The following is a 14,999-nucleotide window of genomic DNA, read 5'->3' as shown; positions in this document are numbered from 1 at the left end:
GCCGGGATAATGGCCGCATGCTCGCGGGACTCGCAGGGGTGGCCGGAGCCGTGCTGCGCGGCTTCTTCGCTCTGCTGCGGCGCATCCGTCATCCGCGCCCCATCCATTCGCGCGGGCTGGTGCTGACGGGGCAGGCGACCTGGCTGCCCGGTGCGGCGCCGTCGGGCATCGCCTGGATCGACGAGGCCAGGGCAAAGCCGCTCGAGGTGACCGCGAGGCTGTCCCGGGGAGTCGGGCTGCCCGACAAACTGCCGGATGTGCTCGGCCTCGCCTTGCGATTCCACACCGACGAGGGGCGGACCGCGGATGTCCTGCTCGCGTCGACCGGCATCGGGTTCCCCTCCCGGTTCGCACTCGTGCCGCGGCGCGCGGCGACGGGCGCCACGTTCGGGAGTCTCCTGCCGTACCGCTCGCCGCGGCGGCCCGTGCTGATCTGCGTCCGGAGCGTCCCCTCGCGGGTGCTCCCCGCGGACCTGGAGCGCCTGCGGCGGTCGCTCCAGGAGCAGCCGTGGCGGATCCGGCTCTATCACGCGTCGCCGACCGAGAAGTGGCACCCCTTCGCGGACGTCCTGCTCCGGCCCGCTGCCGAGGCGGACTCGGCCGAGCTTCGTTTCGATCCGGTGCGGCATCCGCTCCCCGGATCCACGACCTACCCGTGGGTGCGCCGTCTGCGGGAGTCGAGCTACCGCGTCGCGCAGCGCGGGACCTCCGGGTAGGCGCGCCGCGATCAGCGCGCCCCTCGCGGGTGCCTGCGAGAGACTGGGTCGGTGTCGAGATGCTGCCCGAGGACGCGGTGAGGAAGTCGGCGTCCGTCGCGGCGATCATGGTGACGGCGGCGGCGCTCGCCGCATGCGCGGCGGGCGCGACTGAGCCGCCCGGCGCGAGCAGCGCGGCGACGCTGCCGCCGACCGACGGCGTCTTCGACTATCAGCTCGGAGAGGTCTACGAACGCGTGGATCGCGGCGCCGGCCCCGTGGACATCGACGTGGTCGTACGCGACTCGACGGCGGAGCCACTCGAGGGCGCCTACAACGTCTGCTACGTGAACGGCTTCCAGACGCAGCCCGGTGACGCCGCGTTCTGGCTCGAACGCGACGACCTGCTGCTGCGGGATGCGACCGGCGGGCTCCTGGTCGATCCCGAGTGGCCCGACGAGTACATCCTCGATCCCTCGACCGCGGCCCAGCGGGACGGCATCGTCGACGTGCTCGGCCCCGTGATCGATGGCTGCGCGGCGGACGGCTTCGACGCCGTCGAGATCGACAACCTCGACACGTGGACGCGCTTCGACCGTGTCGACCGGGGCGGGGCGCATGTGCTCGCGACGGCGTATGTGGAACGTGCGCACGCCGCGGGGCTCGCCATTGCCCAGAAGAATGCCGCCGAGATCACGCGGATCGCTCACGACGAGCTCGGGTTCGACTTCGCGGTCGCCGAGGAGTGCGGTGTCTGGGATGAGTGCGGCGCGTACACCGACGTGTACGGCGACCACGTCCTGCAGATCGAGTATCCCGATTCGCTCGACGAAGGAACCGCCACGTTCGGGGACGTCTGCCGGCTGCCGGATCGCGCGCCCCTGACCATCCTGCGAGATAGGGACCTCCTCGGTCCGAGCAGCGCGGACTACGTCTATCGATCCTGCTGAGGCGTCCTGCGGCAGCGTTGGCTGCTCACCGGCGTCGGCCCGCCGGAGCGCCTGTCGTCACTCGTCCGTGACCGGGCGGCGTCCCATGATGAGGGCGAAGATCGCGCCCGACAGGTTGTGCCAGACCGAGAACACCGCGGCGGGCAGCGCCGCGAGCGGCGAGAAGTGGGCGGCGGCGAGCGAGGCTGCCAGGCCCGAGTTCTGCATGCCGACCTCGATGCTGATGGCGCGGCGCTCGCGCTGCGTCATCCGCATCCCCCACGCGGCGAGGTAGCCGAGCAGCAGACCGAAGCCGTTGTGCAGGAACACCGCGAGGAAGACGAGCAGACCCGCCTCGACGATCTTGTCGGCGCTGCCGGCCACCACGGCGGCCACGATCAGCGCGATCGCCACGGTCGACAGCCACGGCAGCGCGGGCTGCACCCGCTCGACCCACCTGCGCAGCAGCAGCCGCACGATCAGGCCCGCGACGACCGGCAGCAGCACGGTCTGCAGGATCGACATCATCATCGAGGCGAACGGCACCTCGAGGAACTGTCCGGCGAGCCACAGTGTCAACAGGGGCGTGAGCACGGGGGCGAGCAGCGTCGAGCACGTTGTCACCGTCACCGACAGCGCGGTGTCGCCGCGCGAGAGGTACGTCACGACGTTCGACGCGGTGCCGCCCGGCGCGCAGCCGACGAGGATCACACCCGCGGCGAGCTCGGCCGGCAGCTGGAGCGCGAGCGCGATCAGCCACGCGGTGAGCGGCATGATCAGGTACTGCAGCACAACGCCGATCGCCACCATCCACGGACGCTTCAGGATGCGCGAGAAGTCGGGGAGCGTGAGCGTCAGGCCCATCCCGAACATCACCACTCCGAGCAGCCATGGCACCGCCTGACCGAGCGGCGCGACCGTGCCCGGCAGCAGGAAGCCGATGACGCCCGCGACGATCACGAGGATCGGGAAGACCGTGACGGCGAGGCGGGCGGCCCGATCGGCGGAGGCGGTGGCGATATCCGGCGTGGCTTGGGTGGTGCTCATCCTTCATGAGTATCAGATCGGTGCCTCAGGCCGTGCGATCTGCGCAGTCGGGAGCGTCGCGGCCCTGTGCGGATGAGCGAAATGCGTAGGATGCCGTGATCCTCCGCCGACGCACCCCGTCGCGCCACGTTGGGCGGCAGATCCCGCCCGTCCCGGCAGCGACGTCGTCAGGAGGATGGATCGCGCGCGACATCCGCCAGCACGCCGCGCGCCCAGGCCGTGGCTGTCTGCTCCGCGAGCTCGCTGATCGGGCGTTCACACGACGTCCCGCCCATCGCCTGAACCGGTCCCGCCGTTGGGGAGTATGACCAGGTTGCCGACTTTTCGGCCGGAGTCGACGACTCGGTGAGCCTCGGGGGCGTCTTCGAGGCCCCCGACCACCCGGGTGACGGCGTCCAGCTCGCCGGTGGCCACGAGGCCGAGGAGGAAGCTCAGGTCGTCGGCACGCTCCGGCGTGACTCCGACGATGACCCGGCCGCGTGCCAGTACTGAGCCCGCGAGACTCGCGACGGCGAGCACGAGCCGACCGCTGTCGCTGAGCAACGGCAGACCGTCGCTGCGCGAGATGTTGCCGACGGCGTCGAAGACGACATCGAACCGGGCGCCGATCTCGGTCGCCGCGGTCGTGCGGTAGTCGATGGCGGAGGTCGCGCCCAGTCGAAGCACGAGGTCGCGGTTGCTGTCGCTGGTCACCGCGGTCACGGTCGCGCCGAGGTGCCGTGCGAGCTGGACCGCCGTGGAGCCGACCGAACCGGCAGCGCCATTGACGAGCACCGACTCGCCGGCTGTGACCTTTGCTCGGTCGCGCAGGAAGTACAGCGCTGTCGACCCGCCGAAGAGGATGCCCGCCGCGTCGGCATGTGTGACGCCGGGTGGCTTGCGCGCGAGCGACCGGATCGGCGCGACCGCGAGTTCGGCATGGGATCGCATCCGGGTCCCCGTCATCCCCGCGACCTCGTCGCCGGGCTCGAAGTCGATCACCCCTGGCCCGACCTGCTCGACGACGCCGGACAGTGTGCCGCCGAGCGTACGGACCCGGGGCCCCAGGAACCCGATCGCGGGGCGAGCGAGCACACCGAAACCGGGCGGGAAGCGGGCGGCCCGGATCCGCGCATTTCCCGCTGTCACCGCGGTCGCATGCACACGCACCAGTACGTGGCCCGCGCGTGGCTTCGGCACGGAGACGTTCTGGATGACGACGCGATCGGGCGCGCCGTATCTGGTCACGACAGCTGCGCGCATCCGGTCCCCTTACGCTGTAAGGCAGTCACTCGGACCATAGCGTCGTCGCCGCAGGAGCGCAACGCCCAGGGAAGACGGTCGAGAGCGAATGGACGCTGATCCGGTTCTCCGCGCGACCCGTTGCGCGCGGCCACCGGCCGGGACGACCATGTGCCATGGGCAGTCTGAGCTTCACCGCCACCGTCTCGCTGGACGGATACGTCGCGGACGCCGACGGGGACTTCAACTGGTCGGGCCCGGGCGATGACGTCTTCCGGTTCCACGTCGAGCGCATGGGTCTGGTCTCAACGGAGGTGCTGGGGCGACGCACGTACCGACTTATGCAGTACTGGGACACCGATCCCAAGGACGACTCCTGGGGTGCCGATGAGCACGAGTTCGCCCGGCGCTGGCGAGGGATCGGCCTCGTGGTGGCCTCCTCGACCCTCGCGCCGGCGGATGTCGCCTCCGAGAGGGCGCGGCTCGTGCCGGATCTGGGGCTGGACGAGCTCGAGCGGATCGTCCGCGACGCGCCGGGCGAGGTCGAGATCTTCGGTCCCACGACCGCGGAGCCGGCGATCCGCGCCGGCATGGTGCACAACTACCGGTTCTTCGTCGTCCCGAAGGTGATCGGCGGCGGATTGCGGGCGCTGCCGGCCGATGTGCGGCTCGACCTCCGTCTCGTCGAGCAGCGCCAGCTCGGCAGCACCCTCTACGCGCATTACGTCGCGCCCTACGCCTGACCAGGCCCGGACGCCGCGGGGGACGGGCGCGCGCCGCGAGCCGCGGGGGACAGCTGGCCGGCGAGCATCGCGCACAGCGCGAGTGCGAACCCGAGGAGCTGGACGGCGCTGAGCGCCTCGCCCGCGATCGTCGCCCCGAGCAGGGCCGCGACGAGCGGCGAGAGCAGACCCAGCAGGGCGGTCGCCGTCACCGGGAGCCTGCCGATCCCGGCGAACCACACCGTGTAGGCGACGAGCGCGCCGACGATGCCGAGCCAGATATATCCGGCCACGGCCTGGCCGTCGATCCCGGGCGGGACGCCGTCGATCAGCAGGGCGGGAAGGAGCAGCACAAGCCCGCCCGCGGCCAGCTGCCATCCGGCGAGCCCGACCGGGCCAACGCCGTCGGGCCGACCCCACTTCTTGGTGAGCACAACACCGATGCCCATCGACACCGCTCCGCCGATGCCGGCGAGCAGGCCGATCGGATCGAGCGCGGCGTCGGGCCCGAGCACGACGAGCGCGACCCCGGTCATCCCGACCACGCCCCAGCCGAGGCGCCACCGGGACAGGCGCTCGTGCAGGATCGCCACCGCGAGGAACGCCACGACGAGCGGCTGCGCGGCACCGAGGGTCGCGGCGACCCCACCGGGAAGGAGCTGCGCGGCCAGGAACAGCAGCGGGAAGAACGCACCGATGTTGAGCGTGCCGAGTACGAGGCTCTTCCACCACCACGCTCCCCGGGGAAGCCGCCGAGCCAGCAGGATCGCGACGATCCCGGCCGGCAGTGAGCGCATCAGTGCCGCGAACAGCGGATGCCCCTCGGGCAGCAGGTGCGTGGTGACGATGTAGGTCGAGCCCCAGACGATCGGAGCGAGCGCGGTGAGCGCCGTGCGACCGGCGACGCCCGAAGACGACGTGTGGATGGGACTCGCGACGGTGGTGGCCATGCAGCAATCGTCGCCGCCCCTCGACCATGAGTCCAACGCATTGTTCGCATCACAGACATGAGGCGGCATCATGAGTCAATGGAACTGCAGCAGATGAGGTACGCGGTCGCGGTGGCGGAGGAGCGCAGCTTCACCCGGGCGGCCGAGCGATGCCACGTGGTGCAGTCGGCGCTCAGTCATCAGATCAAGGCCCTGGAGCGCGAGCTGGGCGTCGCGCTGTTCGCTCGCAACAGCCGCCGGGTCGAGGTGACCGCGGCCGGCAAGGCGTTCGTGGCGGCCGCGCGAGCGAGCCTGGAGGCGGCCGCGCGAGCCGTCGCCGACGCTGCGGCCGCGACGGGTGAGATCCGCGGTGAGCTGACCCTCGGGCTCATCCCCACCGTCACGGCGATCGACATCCCGGCCGCCCTGGGAGTGTTCCATCGCACGCATCCCGCGGTCCGGATCCGGCTGCACGCGGGCTCGAGCGACACGTTCATCGCCGAGATCGCCGCGGGCGCCCTCGACGTGGCCGTTCTCGGCCTGCCGCGGGAGGTGTCGCACGCGGGGGTGCGGACCCGGGTGCTGGCGCGCACCCGTCACGTCGCCGTCGTTGCCGGCGGCCATCCGCTCGCGGAACGCCGGCGGCTGCGGCTCGAGGAGCTGGCGGAGGAGACCTTCGTCGACTTCCCGGCCGCGACGCCGGGTCGAGCCCAGTCAGACGCAGCGTTCGATGCCCTCGGGCTTCGCCGCGAGATCGCCTTCGAGCTGATGGACATCGACCTGATGCTCGACCTCGTGCGGCACGGTCTCGGCATCGCGCTCCTTCCGCCGGGAGTGGTCGCGGACGGCCGCGACCTCCGCACGGTCGCCGTGGTCGACGGTCCGACCCGCGTCGAATGCCTCGCCTGGAGCGCGTTCAATCCCTCGCCCGCCGCGCTCGCGTTCCTCGACGGCATCTGACCGCGGTCCGCTGGATCCGCCATTGATCCGGAGGCGCGTCCATCGATAGCGTTCGCCTCATGGAGACGACGCGCGAGGCCCGCCCGATCGCCGCCGCGGTGGTGCTCGCGCTCGCCGGGTGCGCCGCGGTGTCACTGATGGTCGGAGACGCGATCTGGCGAGGGATCCCCGACTCGGATTCGCTGCCCACGATTCTGATGATCCTCGGATGGCTGCTGCTCGCGTGGGCCGTGATCGTCGGCGCGTTCGTCATCGTGCGGGCGGTGCGGACGACAGCTCATCGTGGCAGGATCGCGCCGAGCGATGCGGTGATGCTCGCTGCGAGCGCGGCGGTCGTCGTCGCCCTGCTCGTCGCCTACCCGGTCTTCGGCACCGGCGGCGGCACCGGCTGACCCGCCGGCGTCGGATCAGCCACGCTCGTCCGGCAGCCGCACGACGGCGGTCACGACATCGCCGACGTCGATGCGTTCGGAGCGCTGCACCGCGACCTTGATCGGCAGCAGGAAGCGCCCGTCCTTCGGCCACATCGCCGTGTCGAACTCGGTGTCGCCGATCCGCGCGATGACCGGGATCTGGCCCCAGTACATCAGCCCGCGCGCGGCGTCCTTGATCTGGGCGAACAGCTCGGGCGGCAGGGGAGCGAAGACGAACGGCGCGGGCCCGCGCCACTCGATAAGTTCGGCCTCGAAGTCCCACGCCATCCGGTCAGTACCTCTCGAAGAACGCCTGCAGCAGAGGTCCCGCGGTCTTGGCGCCCGACTCGCCGGTTTCGACGAAGACGGCGACGGCAAGGTCGCCATGCGTCCCGATCATCCAGCTGTGCTTGGGGTACTCGCCGTCGGCGGCGGGCTCGCCGTACTCGGCGGTGCCCGTCTTCGCGCCCACGGGTTCGCGGGGGATCGCGCCGAGGAAGGTGGCGGATCCATCCGTGACTACCGCGCGCATCAGCTCGCGCAGGGAGGTCGCCTCGTCCGCGGTCAGCGGCTGCGCGGGCTCGGCGTCGCCGGTGCGGTCGGCGATCAGGTGCGGCACGACCGTCTGGCCCGCCTGGATCGAGGCGGCGACCGTGGCCATTCCCAGCGGCGTGGCCTGGATCTTGCCCTGGCCGATGAGGTCGGCGGCCTTCTCGGTCTCTCCCGCGGGCGCGGGCACGGTGCCGAGGGCGGCGGGGTAGCCGAGGTCGGGGGCCTCGCCGAGGCCCAGCGCCTCGGCCGCCGACACGAGCGCGTCGTCCTCGATCCGGTCGCGCGCGCCGATGAGAGCGGTGTTGCACGAGTTGGCGAGGGCGGTCCGGAAGCTGACATCGCCGAGGGCGCTCGCCGGGTAGTCGCCGAAGTTGTGGAAGGTGTATCCGTCGACGTCGAGCGTCTCGGTGCAGCTCAGGGTGTCCTCGAGCGTCACCCCGGCCCGCAGCAGGGCGAGCGACGTCACGAGCTTGAACGTGGAGCCCGGCGCATACTGCCCCGCGGTCGCGACGTTCATGCCGGCGTTGCCCGGACCGTTCGCCGCCGCCAGGATCTCGCCCGTCGAGGGCCGGATCGCGACCAGCGCGCTCGCGGGCGCCTCCTCGCCGGCAAGCGGCGACAGGATGCGCTCCGCCTCGGTCTGCATCGCCTGGTCGAGCGTGAGGGTGACGGGCTTGCCGGGCTCGCCGGTGAACTCGGCGAGGTCGCGGCGCTCCTCGCCGGCTCCCACGGCCTCGATCCGCAGGGTCGGCGTGCCGCGCAGCGTGCTGTCGTACGTGGCGAGCAGGCCCGCGAGGCCCACGCGATCGCCCGGGCGGATCGTCCCCTCGGACGCCTCGACCACCTCCGCGGTGGCCTCGCCGACGTAGCCGAGGATCTCACGGGCGAACGTGCGCGACGGTGCGAGCGCGAGCTCATCCGGCACCCGCAGCGCGCCCGGGATGGAGGAGAACTCGGGAGCCACGTGAAGGTCCTCCTCGCCCTCGCGCACCGTGAGCGCCTCGACGAACGCCTCGGGCCCCGCGGCCTCGGCGGTCGCGCGGAAACCGGCGGGATCCAGCCCGAGCGCCTGGGCGATCCGCTCCGCCGATGTGCCCACCTGGTCCGGCGGGGTGTTCGCCTTGTCGAGCCCGTACCGCCCCACGGGGCGCATCGTCACGATGGGGTTTCCCGCCGTGTCGAGGATGTCCGCGCGCGGGCCGTACTCGCGCTGGATCTGGATCCGCTCGTCCGCTGTGAGGTCCGGGACGAAGGTGGCCGGCGACCACTCGACCGCCCAGGTCTGCTCGTCGCCCTCGACCAGCGCCGCGGTGGTGTCGTAGGCCCATTCGTGCCCCTCGACGTCCCAGGACCAGTGGAGCACGACGGACCCGGTGCCGCCCTCGCGCTCGACCTCGTCGGCCGAGACCTTCACCGCGTAGTCGGCAAGCGGCTCCACCTGCTCCTGGAAGGTGGCCGCGGCCGCTGGGTCCGTCAGCGCGACGCCGTCGAGGGTGTGGCCGGACAGGGCGGCCGCCAGGTCGTCGGCAAGCGCGCGGGTCGCCTCCTCGCTCGCATCGGTGCACGCGGACAGCGGCAGCAGCAGCGCCGCGACGGCGATGCCGGCGCCGAGGCGGGGGAGGGAGAGCGGCCGTCGGGGCGAGTGAGGCGTGCGCACCTGGTCATCCTGGCACGGGCGTCGGACACCGGGGTCGATCGCTAGCGTGTGTGGCATGAGCGACTGGCGTGCGGATCGGGTCGGGGCGGCACTCGAGGGGCGCAACCCCACGGTCCTGGCGGAGCTGGACGCCGCTTTCGCCGTGATCGGCGACGTGCAGTTCCTGCCCGGGTACTCGCTCGCCCTGACCAAAGTGCCGGGAGTCGACCGACTGTCCGACCTGCCTCGGCATGAGCGGATCCGCTACCTCGCCGATGTGGACCTCGTCGCGACCGCCGTGGAGAAGGTCTGCGCCGCACGGGATCGCGGCTACCGGCGCGTCAACGTGGAGATCCTCGGCAACACCGATGCCTTCCTTCATGCGCACATCTGGCCGCGGTACGACTGGGAGCCGCCGGAGATCGTCGGTTATCCCGTCTGGCTGTATCCGCGCGAGCGCTGGACGGATCCGGCGACGGCGCTGGGCCCGAGGCACGACGCGCTGCGCGCGGCTCTCGCCGCGGAGATCAACCGGCTGCGGGCTCTCGGCTGACTTATCCACCGGACCGCCGACATTCGAACAACTGTCCGAGGCTCGTGGGATGATGGATCCATGGCCAGGCAGTCGTTCGGAGACAGGTGGGAACTCGATCCCGCCCAGCGCGACGCGGCGTGCGCGATCGTCGAGGGGGTCATCAGCGTCGAGCGGATGATCGCCGGGCTCGAGGCGATCAAGGCATCGCTGCTCGGGTCGGCGCAGGCGCTCGCGCTCGAGGTCATGGCCGAGATGGACGCCCCGTCCCGGTACCAGTTGCCGATTCGCGCGATCGCCGCGGACATCGCGACCGCGACCCACGTCTCCGAGGGCACCGTCCGCAGTCGAATGGATGAGTCGGCCGTGCTGATCGAGAAGTTCCCCGCGACGTACACGGCCCTCTGCGACGGAGTGATCACGCGCGCCCATGCCGCGGTCGTCGTCGCGGAGGGCATCAGGCTGACCGGGGTGGCAGACCGCCGGCGCTACGAGACCGTCGTGCTGCCGCGCGCCGCGGAGACCACCTCCGCACTGTCGCGCCCGATCGCGCAGGCGGTCGCCGAGCGGATCGAGCCGACGTCGTTCGTCGAACGGCACCGGGCCGCGCGTGCGCAGCGGAGCACGTGGGTGGATGAGCTGGGCGACGGGATGAGCGAGCTCCACCTCGTCGCCGAGTCGGCCTTGGTGCACGGCGCCCAAGATCGCATCAGCCAGATGGCGGCTTCGATCCAGCGGGCGGCGCGCTCGCCGCAGGTGTCGGCCTTCGGTTCGCTCGTCGACGAGCTCGAGCCGGAGCCGAAGGACGAGCGGACGCTGGCGCAGATCCGGGCGGACGTCGCCACCGACCTCCTGCTGACCGGCCACCCGACGGCGGAGGTGTCTGATGCCACTGGAGGAAACGCCCTCGCGTCGATCAAGGCGACCGTGCAGATCACGATCCCGGCCGACACGATCACGGGCATCGGCGATGATGCGGCGTTCCTCGCCGGGCACGGTCCGATCTCGGCGGATGTCGCACGACGGCTCGCCGGCGGTGCGCACACCTGGACCCGCCTGTTCATCGAGCCCGACACGGGCTGCCTCGCGGTGGCCGACGCCTATACGCCCACGGCGGCTCAGAAGCGTTTCCTCGTTGCGCGGGACGAGCACTGCCGGTTCCCCGGGTGCCGGCAGCCGATCCGGCGCTGCGACGTCGATCACACGATCCCGTACTCCGATGGCGGCCCGACCTCGGTCGAGAACACGAGCCACCTGTGCCGCGCCCATCACGTGCTCAAGCACAACTCTGCCTGGCGCTTCCGTCATCTCGGCGGCGGAGTCATCGAGGCGACGACGCCGACCGGACGGGTCATCACCGACCATCCAGCATCCGTGGTCCGCTTCGTCGCCGAACTCGAGGCGGCCGATCCGGATCCGCCTCCCGAGCCGGCCGCGGATGACGCTCCCTTCTGAGCGAGCCCCGATCGCTAGCCTGGCGACATGAGCGACTACGAGGTCACGCAGCTCGGTGGGTTCGACGACTGGCGCGAGCACTACGGCGGGTTCCGGCCGGAGACGTCACGCGAAGGGCGGCGCGTCGTCGACCACGAGCTGACGATGCAGTACATCGGCATGACCGCCAACGTGTTCGAGCCGGGCGAAGAGGCCGGCTACTGGCACGCCCACGCGAAGGTCGAGGAGCTCTATGTCTTCCTCACCGGTCGCGGCCAGATGGGTCTCGACGACGACGTGGTCGACGTCGGCCCTGGGTCCGCGATCCGCGTCGGACAGGGCGTGTGGCGCACGTGGCGTGCGCTGCCGGACAGCCCCGAGCCGATGCGCTGGTTCTGCATCCGCGCGGGCGGCGAGCAGCTGCCGCACCTGCCCGACGACTCGACGCGGGATCCGGATCGCCCCTCGCCGTGGTGAGCGGGGATCAGCCGGCCGCGCGTTTGCGGGGGAGCATCCACCACTCGACGAACTTCTGCGCGCGGCCGTCGGGCGCGAACCAGACCTCCCAGATGTTCGAGTAGTGCTTGCCCTCGGGGTAGTTCACGTGGCCTTTGATGATCGCGAGCCGATCGTCCTCGATCAGCACCTCGAAGTCGAACTCGGGGTCGTCGCCCCGGTCGGAGTCCCACATCGCGACGATCGCGTCGATGCCGCGCGTCGGCTCCGGATCGTTCGGCCGGAACCAGTACTCGGCGTCGTCGGTGAAGATCGCGCGGACATCGTCCTCCGCGTACGACTTCCACGCGCGGAGGTACCCGTCCAGCCAGTCCTGTGCTCGAGTCATAGGCCGTGTCTAGCCGTGTCCGCGTCGCCGCGCAACGGGCTGGCATCATCGGGGAATGACTGAACTCGTCACACCGGACACCCGGTTCCACCGCTCCTTCCTCGAGTCCCACGCCGAATGGGACGGCGCGGTGCAGGACGGCGCGGGCATCCACGACGGCGACGACGTGCGCAGCCCGGACGGCTTCGCCGAGTTCGTCGAGTCGCTGGTCGCGGCCGAGACCACGCCCCGCCGCCCGGGGCTCGTGACCGACACCTACCGCTGGATCGTGGAGGGCGACGAGTACCTCGGGTCCGTCTCCTTCCGCCACGAGCTGACCGACTTCCTCCGCAACTTCGGCGGCCACGTCGGCTACGGCATCCGCCCCTCCGCACGCGGCCGCGGGCTCGCGACGTGGGCGCTTGCCCGCACCGTCGACCTTGCGCGCGGACGCGGGTGCGACCGCATCCTTGTCGTCTGCCACGACGACAACCCCGCGTCCGCGCGCGTGATCGAGAAGAACGGCGGCGTCCTCGAGGACCTCCGGCGCAACGGCGATCAGCTGCTGCGCCGGTACTGGATCGCCCTCGACTGAAACGGTCCGCGGCCCGGGCGGGGATCAGGCGTGCTGGCCCGCGTGCTCGCCCTCGGCCAGCTCATCGACCGTCTTGGCGTTGAACGCCGGCAGATCGTCGGGCGTGCGGCTCGACACGAGCCCCGCGTCGACGACGACCTCCTCGTCGACCCAGTCGGCCCCGGCGTTTCGCAGATCCGTCTTGAGGCTCGGATAGCTCGTCAGCCGACGGTCGCGCACGACATCCGCCTCGATCAGGATCCAGGCGCCGTGGCAGATCACCGACACCGGCTTGTGCTCGGCGAAGAACGACCTCGCGAGTTCGACCGACGGCTGATCCATGCGCAGGTGGTCGGCGTTCACCACACCGCCGGGAAGCACGAGCCCGTCGAAGTCGCCGCTGGACGCCGACGACGCGGCGAGGTCGACCGCCTGCGTGTGGCCGTTCTTCCCCGTGATCTCGCCCTCGGCGGGCGAGACGAGGACCGCCTCGGCTCCCGCCTCCGTCACCGCCTGCCACGGGCTGGTGAGCTCGCTGTCCTCGAAGCCGTCCGTGAGCAGGAACGCGACACGCTTTCCGGTGAGCTCCGCCATGATGCCTCCTTCTGTCGTTCGTCTGGGGTCGCGAGCGACGATACGAAAGTGGCCCGCCCGCGTCAGCGGGGTTGCGCTCCACGGCGACCGTCGCTACCGGCCGACGCACCGGGGCTCGCGGACGCGCCTGCCGGTGTCGAGGGCCGCCCACGACGACAATGGGCGGGTGCCCATCATCGACAACGCCGTGTACGTCGGCGGCCGCCGCATCGAGAACCCCGCGAGCCTCGAGGAGACCTTCGAGTACATGCGGGCGCAGGGAGGGATGGCGTGGATCGGACTCTTCCGACCCACCCGCGACGAGATCGAGAAGGTCGCGAGCGAGTTCTCGCTTCACCCCCTCGCCGTCGAGGACGCCCTGCAGGGACACCAGCGCGCGAAGCTCGAGCGCTACGGCGACACGCTGTTCGCGGTGCTGCTTCCCGCGCGCTACCTCGAGACCGAGGAGACGGTCGAGTTCGGTGAGCTCCACGTGTTCGTCGGCCCCGACTTCGTCGTCACCATCCGCCACGCCGAGTCGCCGGACCTCGCCCGCGTTCGCCGTCGGATGGAGGGCCAGCAGGAGCTGCTCGGCTTCGGCCCCGAGGCAGTGCTCTATGCGGTGATGGATGAGGTCGTCGACGAGTACGAGCCGGTCGTCGCCGGCCTGCAGAACGACATCGACGAGATCGAGGACGCCCTGTTCGGCACGGAGGGCGCCGAGCTCTCCCAGCGCATCTACCTGCTCTCGCGCGAGGTCCTCGGCTTCCAGCGCGCCGCCGTGCCGCTGACCACGATGCTCGAGGGCCTGCTGCGCGGCGCGGACCGCTACGGCGTCGACATCGAGCTGCAGCGCTCGCTGCGCGACGTGCTCGACCACTCGATCCGCATCACCGAGCGCCTCACCGCGTTCCGCGCGATCCTCGACAACGCGCTCACGGTGAACTCGACGCTCGTCACCCAGCGCCAGACCGAGACCGCGCTCGCACAGAACGAGCAGGTGAAGACGATCTCCGGATGGGCCGCCGTGCTGTTCGGCCCGAGCCTGGTCGCCGGCATCTACGGTATGAACTTCCACAACATGCCCGAGCTGCACTGGATGTGGGGCTACCCGATGGCCCTCGCCCTGATGGCGCTCACCGCCGTCGGCCTGTACGGGATCTTCAAGTGGCGCCGCTGGATGTAGCGGCTCAGCCGACCCCGGCCTCCGTGAGCGCGTCGAGCACCTTCTCGGCATAGGCGCGGTGCCCGTCTGCGGTGAGATGCAGGCGGTCGGGCCCGAACGGCAGCTCCCACTGGAGCGCGGAGACATACGTCATTCCGCGGTCCGCGGCCTCGCGCTCGAGTACCGCGTCGACCACTGCCTCGCCCTCGCGTGCCGGCGCGTCGGTCGGGCCGATGACGACCACGTGCTCGGTTCCCGCAGCGGCGTCGAGGACGTCGCGCACGGATTCGGCGACCGTCGCGGGCTCGGCGAACACGTCGTTGAGCCCGCCCTGGATGACCAGCGCGTCGTCGGCTTCGGCGACGATCCGGTCGATCCGGTCGGTGAAGGCGTTCGGCCCGCAGGCGCCGCGGTTGACGAATCCCGTGAAGGGGACGGCGTCGAGCCGCACCGTGAGCTCCGGGTCGAGCGAGGGCAGCACGTCCGTCCAGCGCTGCCCGCGATCGCTCAGCGCGTCGCCCGCCGAGTACGAGTCGCCGAGGACGGCGACCTCGCGGGGACCGTCGCCGAGCGTCTCGATCTCGCCGTAGCGCTCCTGGTACGCGCGGATGTCATCGCACCCCGGCGGCTCGGCGCCCGCACGGGTGAGCGCCACCGCGGCGACCACGCCGGCCGCGGCGAGCACGGCAGCCGCGAGCGAGGCGATGACGATCCTGCGGGTGCGCATTCCTCCATCCTGTCCCTCGCGACCTGCCCGTGCCCTGAGTCCGGCGAGACGGCCCCCTCATGCCCGG

General features: G+C 71.3%; 18 protein-coding genes. 10 read left to right on the top strand and 8 right to left on the bottom strand.

The genetic code is table 11. The features are described 5' to 3' along the window. The first annotated feature begins 17 nt into the window (after positions 1-17). Positions 18-716 carry a catalase family protein gene (locus IR155_RS04880; RefSeq protein ID WP_135113705.1) on the top strand — a complete coding sequence of 233 codons (699 nt, stop codon included), beginning with the start codon at positions 18-20 and terminating at the stop codon, positions 714-716. 59 nt (positions 717-775) lie between these two features. Then, on the top strand, positions 776-1,645 hold the full coding sequence (locus IR155_RS04875; protein ID WP_209306736.1) for an endo alpha-1,4 polygalactosaminidase: 870 nt from the start codon (positions 776-778) through the stop codon (positions 1,643-1,645). Positions 1,646-1,702: 57 nt separating this feature from the next. On the opposite strand, the gene IR155_RS04870 is transcribed toward IR155_RS04875, so the two are convergent. Together IR155_RS04870 and IR155_RS04865 are read right to left on the bottom strand one after the other, a co-directional pair. Then, positions 1,703-2,671 carry a bile acid:sodium symporter family protein gene (locus IR155_RS04870; RefSeq protein WP_135113704.1) on the bottom strand — a complete coding sequence of 323 codons (969 nt, stop codon included), beginning with the start codon at positions 2,669-2,671 and terminating at the stop codon, positions 1,703-1,705. A 255-nt stretch (positions 2,672-2,926) separates the two neighbouring features. Further along, positions 2,927-3,913, bottom strand: a complete 987-nt coding sequence (locus IR155_RS04865) for an NAD(P)-dependent alcohol dehydrogenase (protein WP_135113703.1) — start codon at positions 3,911-3,913, stop codon at positions 2,927-2,929. Positions 3,914-4,068: 155 nt separating this feature from the next. Here IR155_RS04865 and IR155_RS04860 point away from each other — a divergent pair, with 155 nt between their 5' ends. Then, positions 4,069-4,635 (top strand): dihydrofolate reductase family protein, encoded by a 567-nt coding sequence (locus IR155_RS04860; RefSeq protein ID WP_135113702.1) that lies wholly within the window; start codon positions 4,069-4,071, stop codon positions 4,633-4,635. Here IR155_RS04860 and IR155_RS04855 read toward each other — a convergent pair. After that, on the bottom strand, positions 4,626-5,564 hold the full coding sequence (locus tag IR155_RS04855) for an EamA family transporter (protein ID WP_135113701.1): 939 nt from the start codon (positions 5,562-5,564) through the stop codon (positions 4,626-4,628). The genes IR155_RS04860 and IR155_RS04855 overlap by 10 nt on opposite strands. Positions 5,565-5,642: 78 nt before the next feature. On the opposite strand from IR155_RS04855, the gene IR155_RS04850 reads away from it, so the two are divergent. Then, positions 5,643-6,503, top strand: a complete 861-nt coding sequence (locus tag IR155_RS04850) for a LysR substrate-binding domain-containing protein (RefSeq protein WP_135113700.1) — start codon at positions 5,643-5,645, stop codon at positions 6,501-6,503. 59 nt (positions 6,504-6,562) lie between these two features. Continuing rightward, a complete protein-coding gene (locus IR155_RS04845; protein ID WP_135113699.1) occupies positions 6,563-6,895 on the top strand; it encodes a hypothetical protein in 333 nt (110 codons plus the stop codon). Positions 6,896-6,910: 15 nt separating this feature from the next. Here IR155_RS04845 and IR155_RS04840 read toward each other — a convergent pair whose 3' ends face one another. After that, on the bottom strand, positions 6,911-7,204 hold the full coding sequence (locus IR155_RS04840; protein WP_135113698.1) for a DUF1905 domain-containing protein: 294 nt from the start codon (positions 7,202-7,204) through the stop codon (positions 6,911-6,913). A 4-nt stretch (positions 7,205-7,208) separates the two neighbouring features. Beyond that, a complete protein-coding gene (locus tag IR155_RS04835) occupies positions 7,209-9,125 on the bottom strand; it encodes a penicillin-binding transpeptidase domain-containing protein (RefSeq protein ID WP_233441102.1) in 1,917 nt (638 codons plus the stop codon). Between the two features lie 55 nt (positions 9,126-9,180). Between IR155_RS04835 and IR155_RS04830 the strand changes: the two genes are divergently transcribed. From IR155_RS04830 to IR155_RS04820, 3 genes are read left to right on the top strand one after another with little or no spacing between them, the layout of a single operon-like run. Then, positions 9,181-9,657 carry an HIT family protein gene (locus tag IR155_RS04830; protein WP_135113696.1) on the top strand — a complete coding sequence of 159 codons (477 nt, stop codon included), beginning with the start codon at positions 9,181-9,183 and terminating at the stop codon, positions 9,655-9,657. A gap of 60 nt (positions 9,658-9,717) precedes the next feature. Then, positions 9,718-11,091 carry an HNH endonuclease signature motif containing protein gene (locus tag IR155_RS04825; protein WP_135113695.1) on the top strand — a complete coding sequence of 458 codons (1,374 nt, stop codon included), beginning with the start codon at positions 9,718-9,720 and terminating at the stop codon, positions 11,089-11,091. 27 nt (positions 11,092-11,118) lie between these two features. Further along, complete coding sequence (locus IR155_RS04820; RefSeq protein ID WP_135113694.1) at positions 11,119-11,547, top strand: cupin domain-containing protein; 429 nt, start codon at positions 11,119-11,121, stop codon at positions 11,545-11,547. A gap of 7 nt (positions 11,548-11,554) precedes the next feature. Here IR155_RS04820 and IR155_RS04815 read toward each other — a convergent pair whose 3' ends face one another. Beyond that, complete coding sequence (locus IR155_RS04815; protein ID WP_135113693.1) at positions 11,555-11,914, bottom strand: nuclear transport factor 2 family protein; 360 nt, start codon at positions 11,912-11,914, stop codon at positions 11,555-11,557. A gap of 55 nt (positions 11,915-11,969) precedes the next feature. Between IR155_RS04815 and IR155_RS04810 the strand changes: the two genes are divergently transcribed. Further along, positions 11,970-12,488: a GNAT family N-acetyltransferase gene (locus tag IR155_RS04810; RefSeq protein WP_135113692.1), complete on the top strand. Its 519-nt coding sequence runs from the start codon at positions 11,970-11,972 to the stop codon at positions 12,486-12,488. Between the two features lie 24 nt (positions 12,489-12,512). Here the strand turns inward: IR155_RS04810 and IR155_RS04805 are convergent, their stop codons facing one another. Further along, on the bottom strand, positions 12,513-13,061 hold the full coding sequence (locus IR155_RS04805; RefSeq protein ID WP_135113691.1) for a type 1 glutamine amidotransferase domain-containing protein: 549 nt from the start codon (positions 13,059-13,061) through the stop codon (positions 12,513-12,515). A 166-nt stretch (positions 13,062-13,227) separates the two neighbouring features. Here IR155_RS04805 and IR155_RS04800 point away from each other — a divergent pair, with 166 nt between their 5' ends. After that, positions 13,228-14,226, top strand: a complete 999-nt coding sequence (locus tag IR155_RS04800) for a magnesium and cobalt transport protein CorA (RefSeq protein WP_135113690.1) — start codon at positions 13,228-13,230, stop codon at positions 14,224-14,226. Between the two features lie 4 nt (positions 14,227-14,230). Here the strand turns inward: IR155_RS04800 and IR155_RS04795 are convergent, their stop codons facing one another. After that, complete coding sequence (locus IR155_RS04795; RefSeq protein ID WP_135113689.1) at positions 14,231-14,932, bottom strand: SGNH/GDSL hydrolase family protein; 702 nt, start codon at positions 14,930-14,932, stop codon at positions 14,231-14,233. Between the last annotated feature and the right edge of the window lie 67 nt (positions 14,933-14,999).

Source organism: Microbacterium paludicola, assembly GCF_015235415.1.
GTDB classification, from domain to species: Bacteria; Actinomycetota; Actinomycetes; order Actinomycetales; family Microbacteriaceae; genus Microbacterium; species Microbacterium paludicola.
The sequence above is the reverse complement of the archived record's forward strand: the minus strand, read 5'-3'. Positions and strand labels throughout refer to the sequence as shown.

Excerpts from the sequence above, each read along its gene's own strand:
- IR155_RS04815 (WP_135113693.1), bottom strand. The coding sequence starts at position 11,914 with ATGACTCGAGCACAGGACTGGCTGGACGGGTACCTCCGCGCGTGGAAG.
- IR155_RS04820 (WP_135113694.1), top strand. The coding sequence starts at position 11,119 with ATGAGCGACTACGAGGTCACGCAGCTCGGTGGGTTCGACGACTGGCGC.
- IR155_RS04805 (WP_135113691.1), bottom strand. The coding sequence starts at position 13,061 with ATGGCGGAGCTCACCGGAAAGCGTGTCGCGTTCCTGCTCACGGACGGC.
- IR155_RS04840 (WP_135113698.1), bottom strand. The coding sequence starts at position 7,204 with ATGGCGTGGGACTTCGAGGCCGAACTTATCGAGTGGCGCGGGCCCGCG.
- IR155_RS04865 (WP_135113703.1), bottom strand. The coding sequence starts at position 3,913 with ATGCGCGCAGCTGTCGTGACCAGATACGGCGCGCCCGATCGCGTCGTC.
- IR155_RS04850 (WP_135113700.1), top strand. The coding sequence starts at position 5,643 with ATGGAACTGCAGCAGATGAGGTACGCGGTCGCGGTGGCGGAGGAGCGC.
- IR155_RS04870 (WP_135113704.1), bottom strand. The coding sequence starts at position 2,671 with ATGAGCACCACCCAAGCCACGCCGGATATCGCCACCGCCTCCGCCGAT.
- IR155_RS04875 (WP_209306736.1), top strand. The coding sequence starts at position 776 with ATGCTGCCCGAGGACGCGGTGAGGAAGTCGGCGTCCGTCGCGGCGATC.
- IR155_RS04855 (WP_135113701.1), bottom strand. The coding sequence starts at position 5,564 with ATGGCCACCACCGTCGCGAGTCCCATCCACACGTCGTCTTCGGGCGTC.
- IR155_RS04810 (WP_135113692.1), top strand. The coding sequence starts at position 11,970 with ATGACTGAACTCGTCACACCGGACACCCGGTTCCACCGCTCCTTCCTC.
- IR155_RS04845 (WP_135113699.1), top strand. The coding sequence starts at position 6,563 with ATGGAGACGACGCGCGAGGCCCGCCCGATCGCCGCCGCGGTGGTGCTC.
- IR155_RS04825 (WP_135113695.1), top strand. The coding sequence starts at position 9,718 with ATGGCCAGGCAGTCGTTCGGAGACAGGTGGGAACTCGATCCCGCCCAG.
- IR155_RS04830 (WP_135113696.1), top strand. The coding sequence starts at position 9,181 with ATGAGCGACTGGCGTGCGGATCGGGTCGGGGCGGCACTCGAGGGGCGC.
- IR155_RS04860 (WP_135113702.1), top strand. The coding sequence starts at position 4,069 with ATGGGCAGTCTGAGCTTCACCGCCACCGTCTCGCTGGACGGATACGTC.
- IR155_RS04880 (WP_135113705.1), top strand. The coding sequence starts at position 18 with ATGCTCGCGGGACTCGCAGGGGTGGCCGGAGCCGTGCTGCGCGGCTTC.
- IR155_RS04795 (WP_135113689.1), bottom strand. The coding sequence starts at position 14,932 with ATGCGCACCCGCAGGATCGTCATCGCCTCGCTCGCGGCTGCCGTGCTC.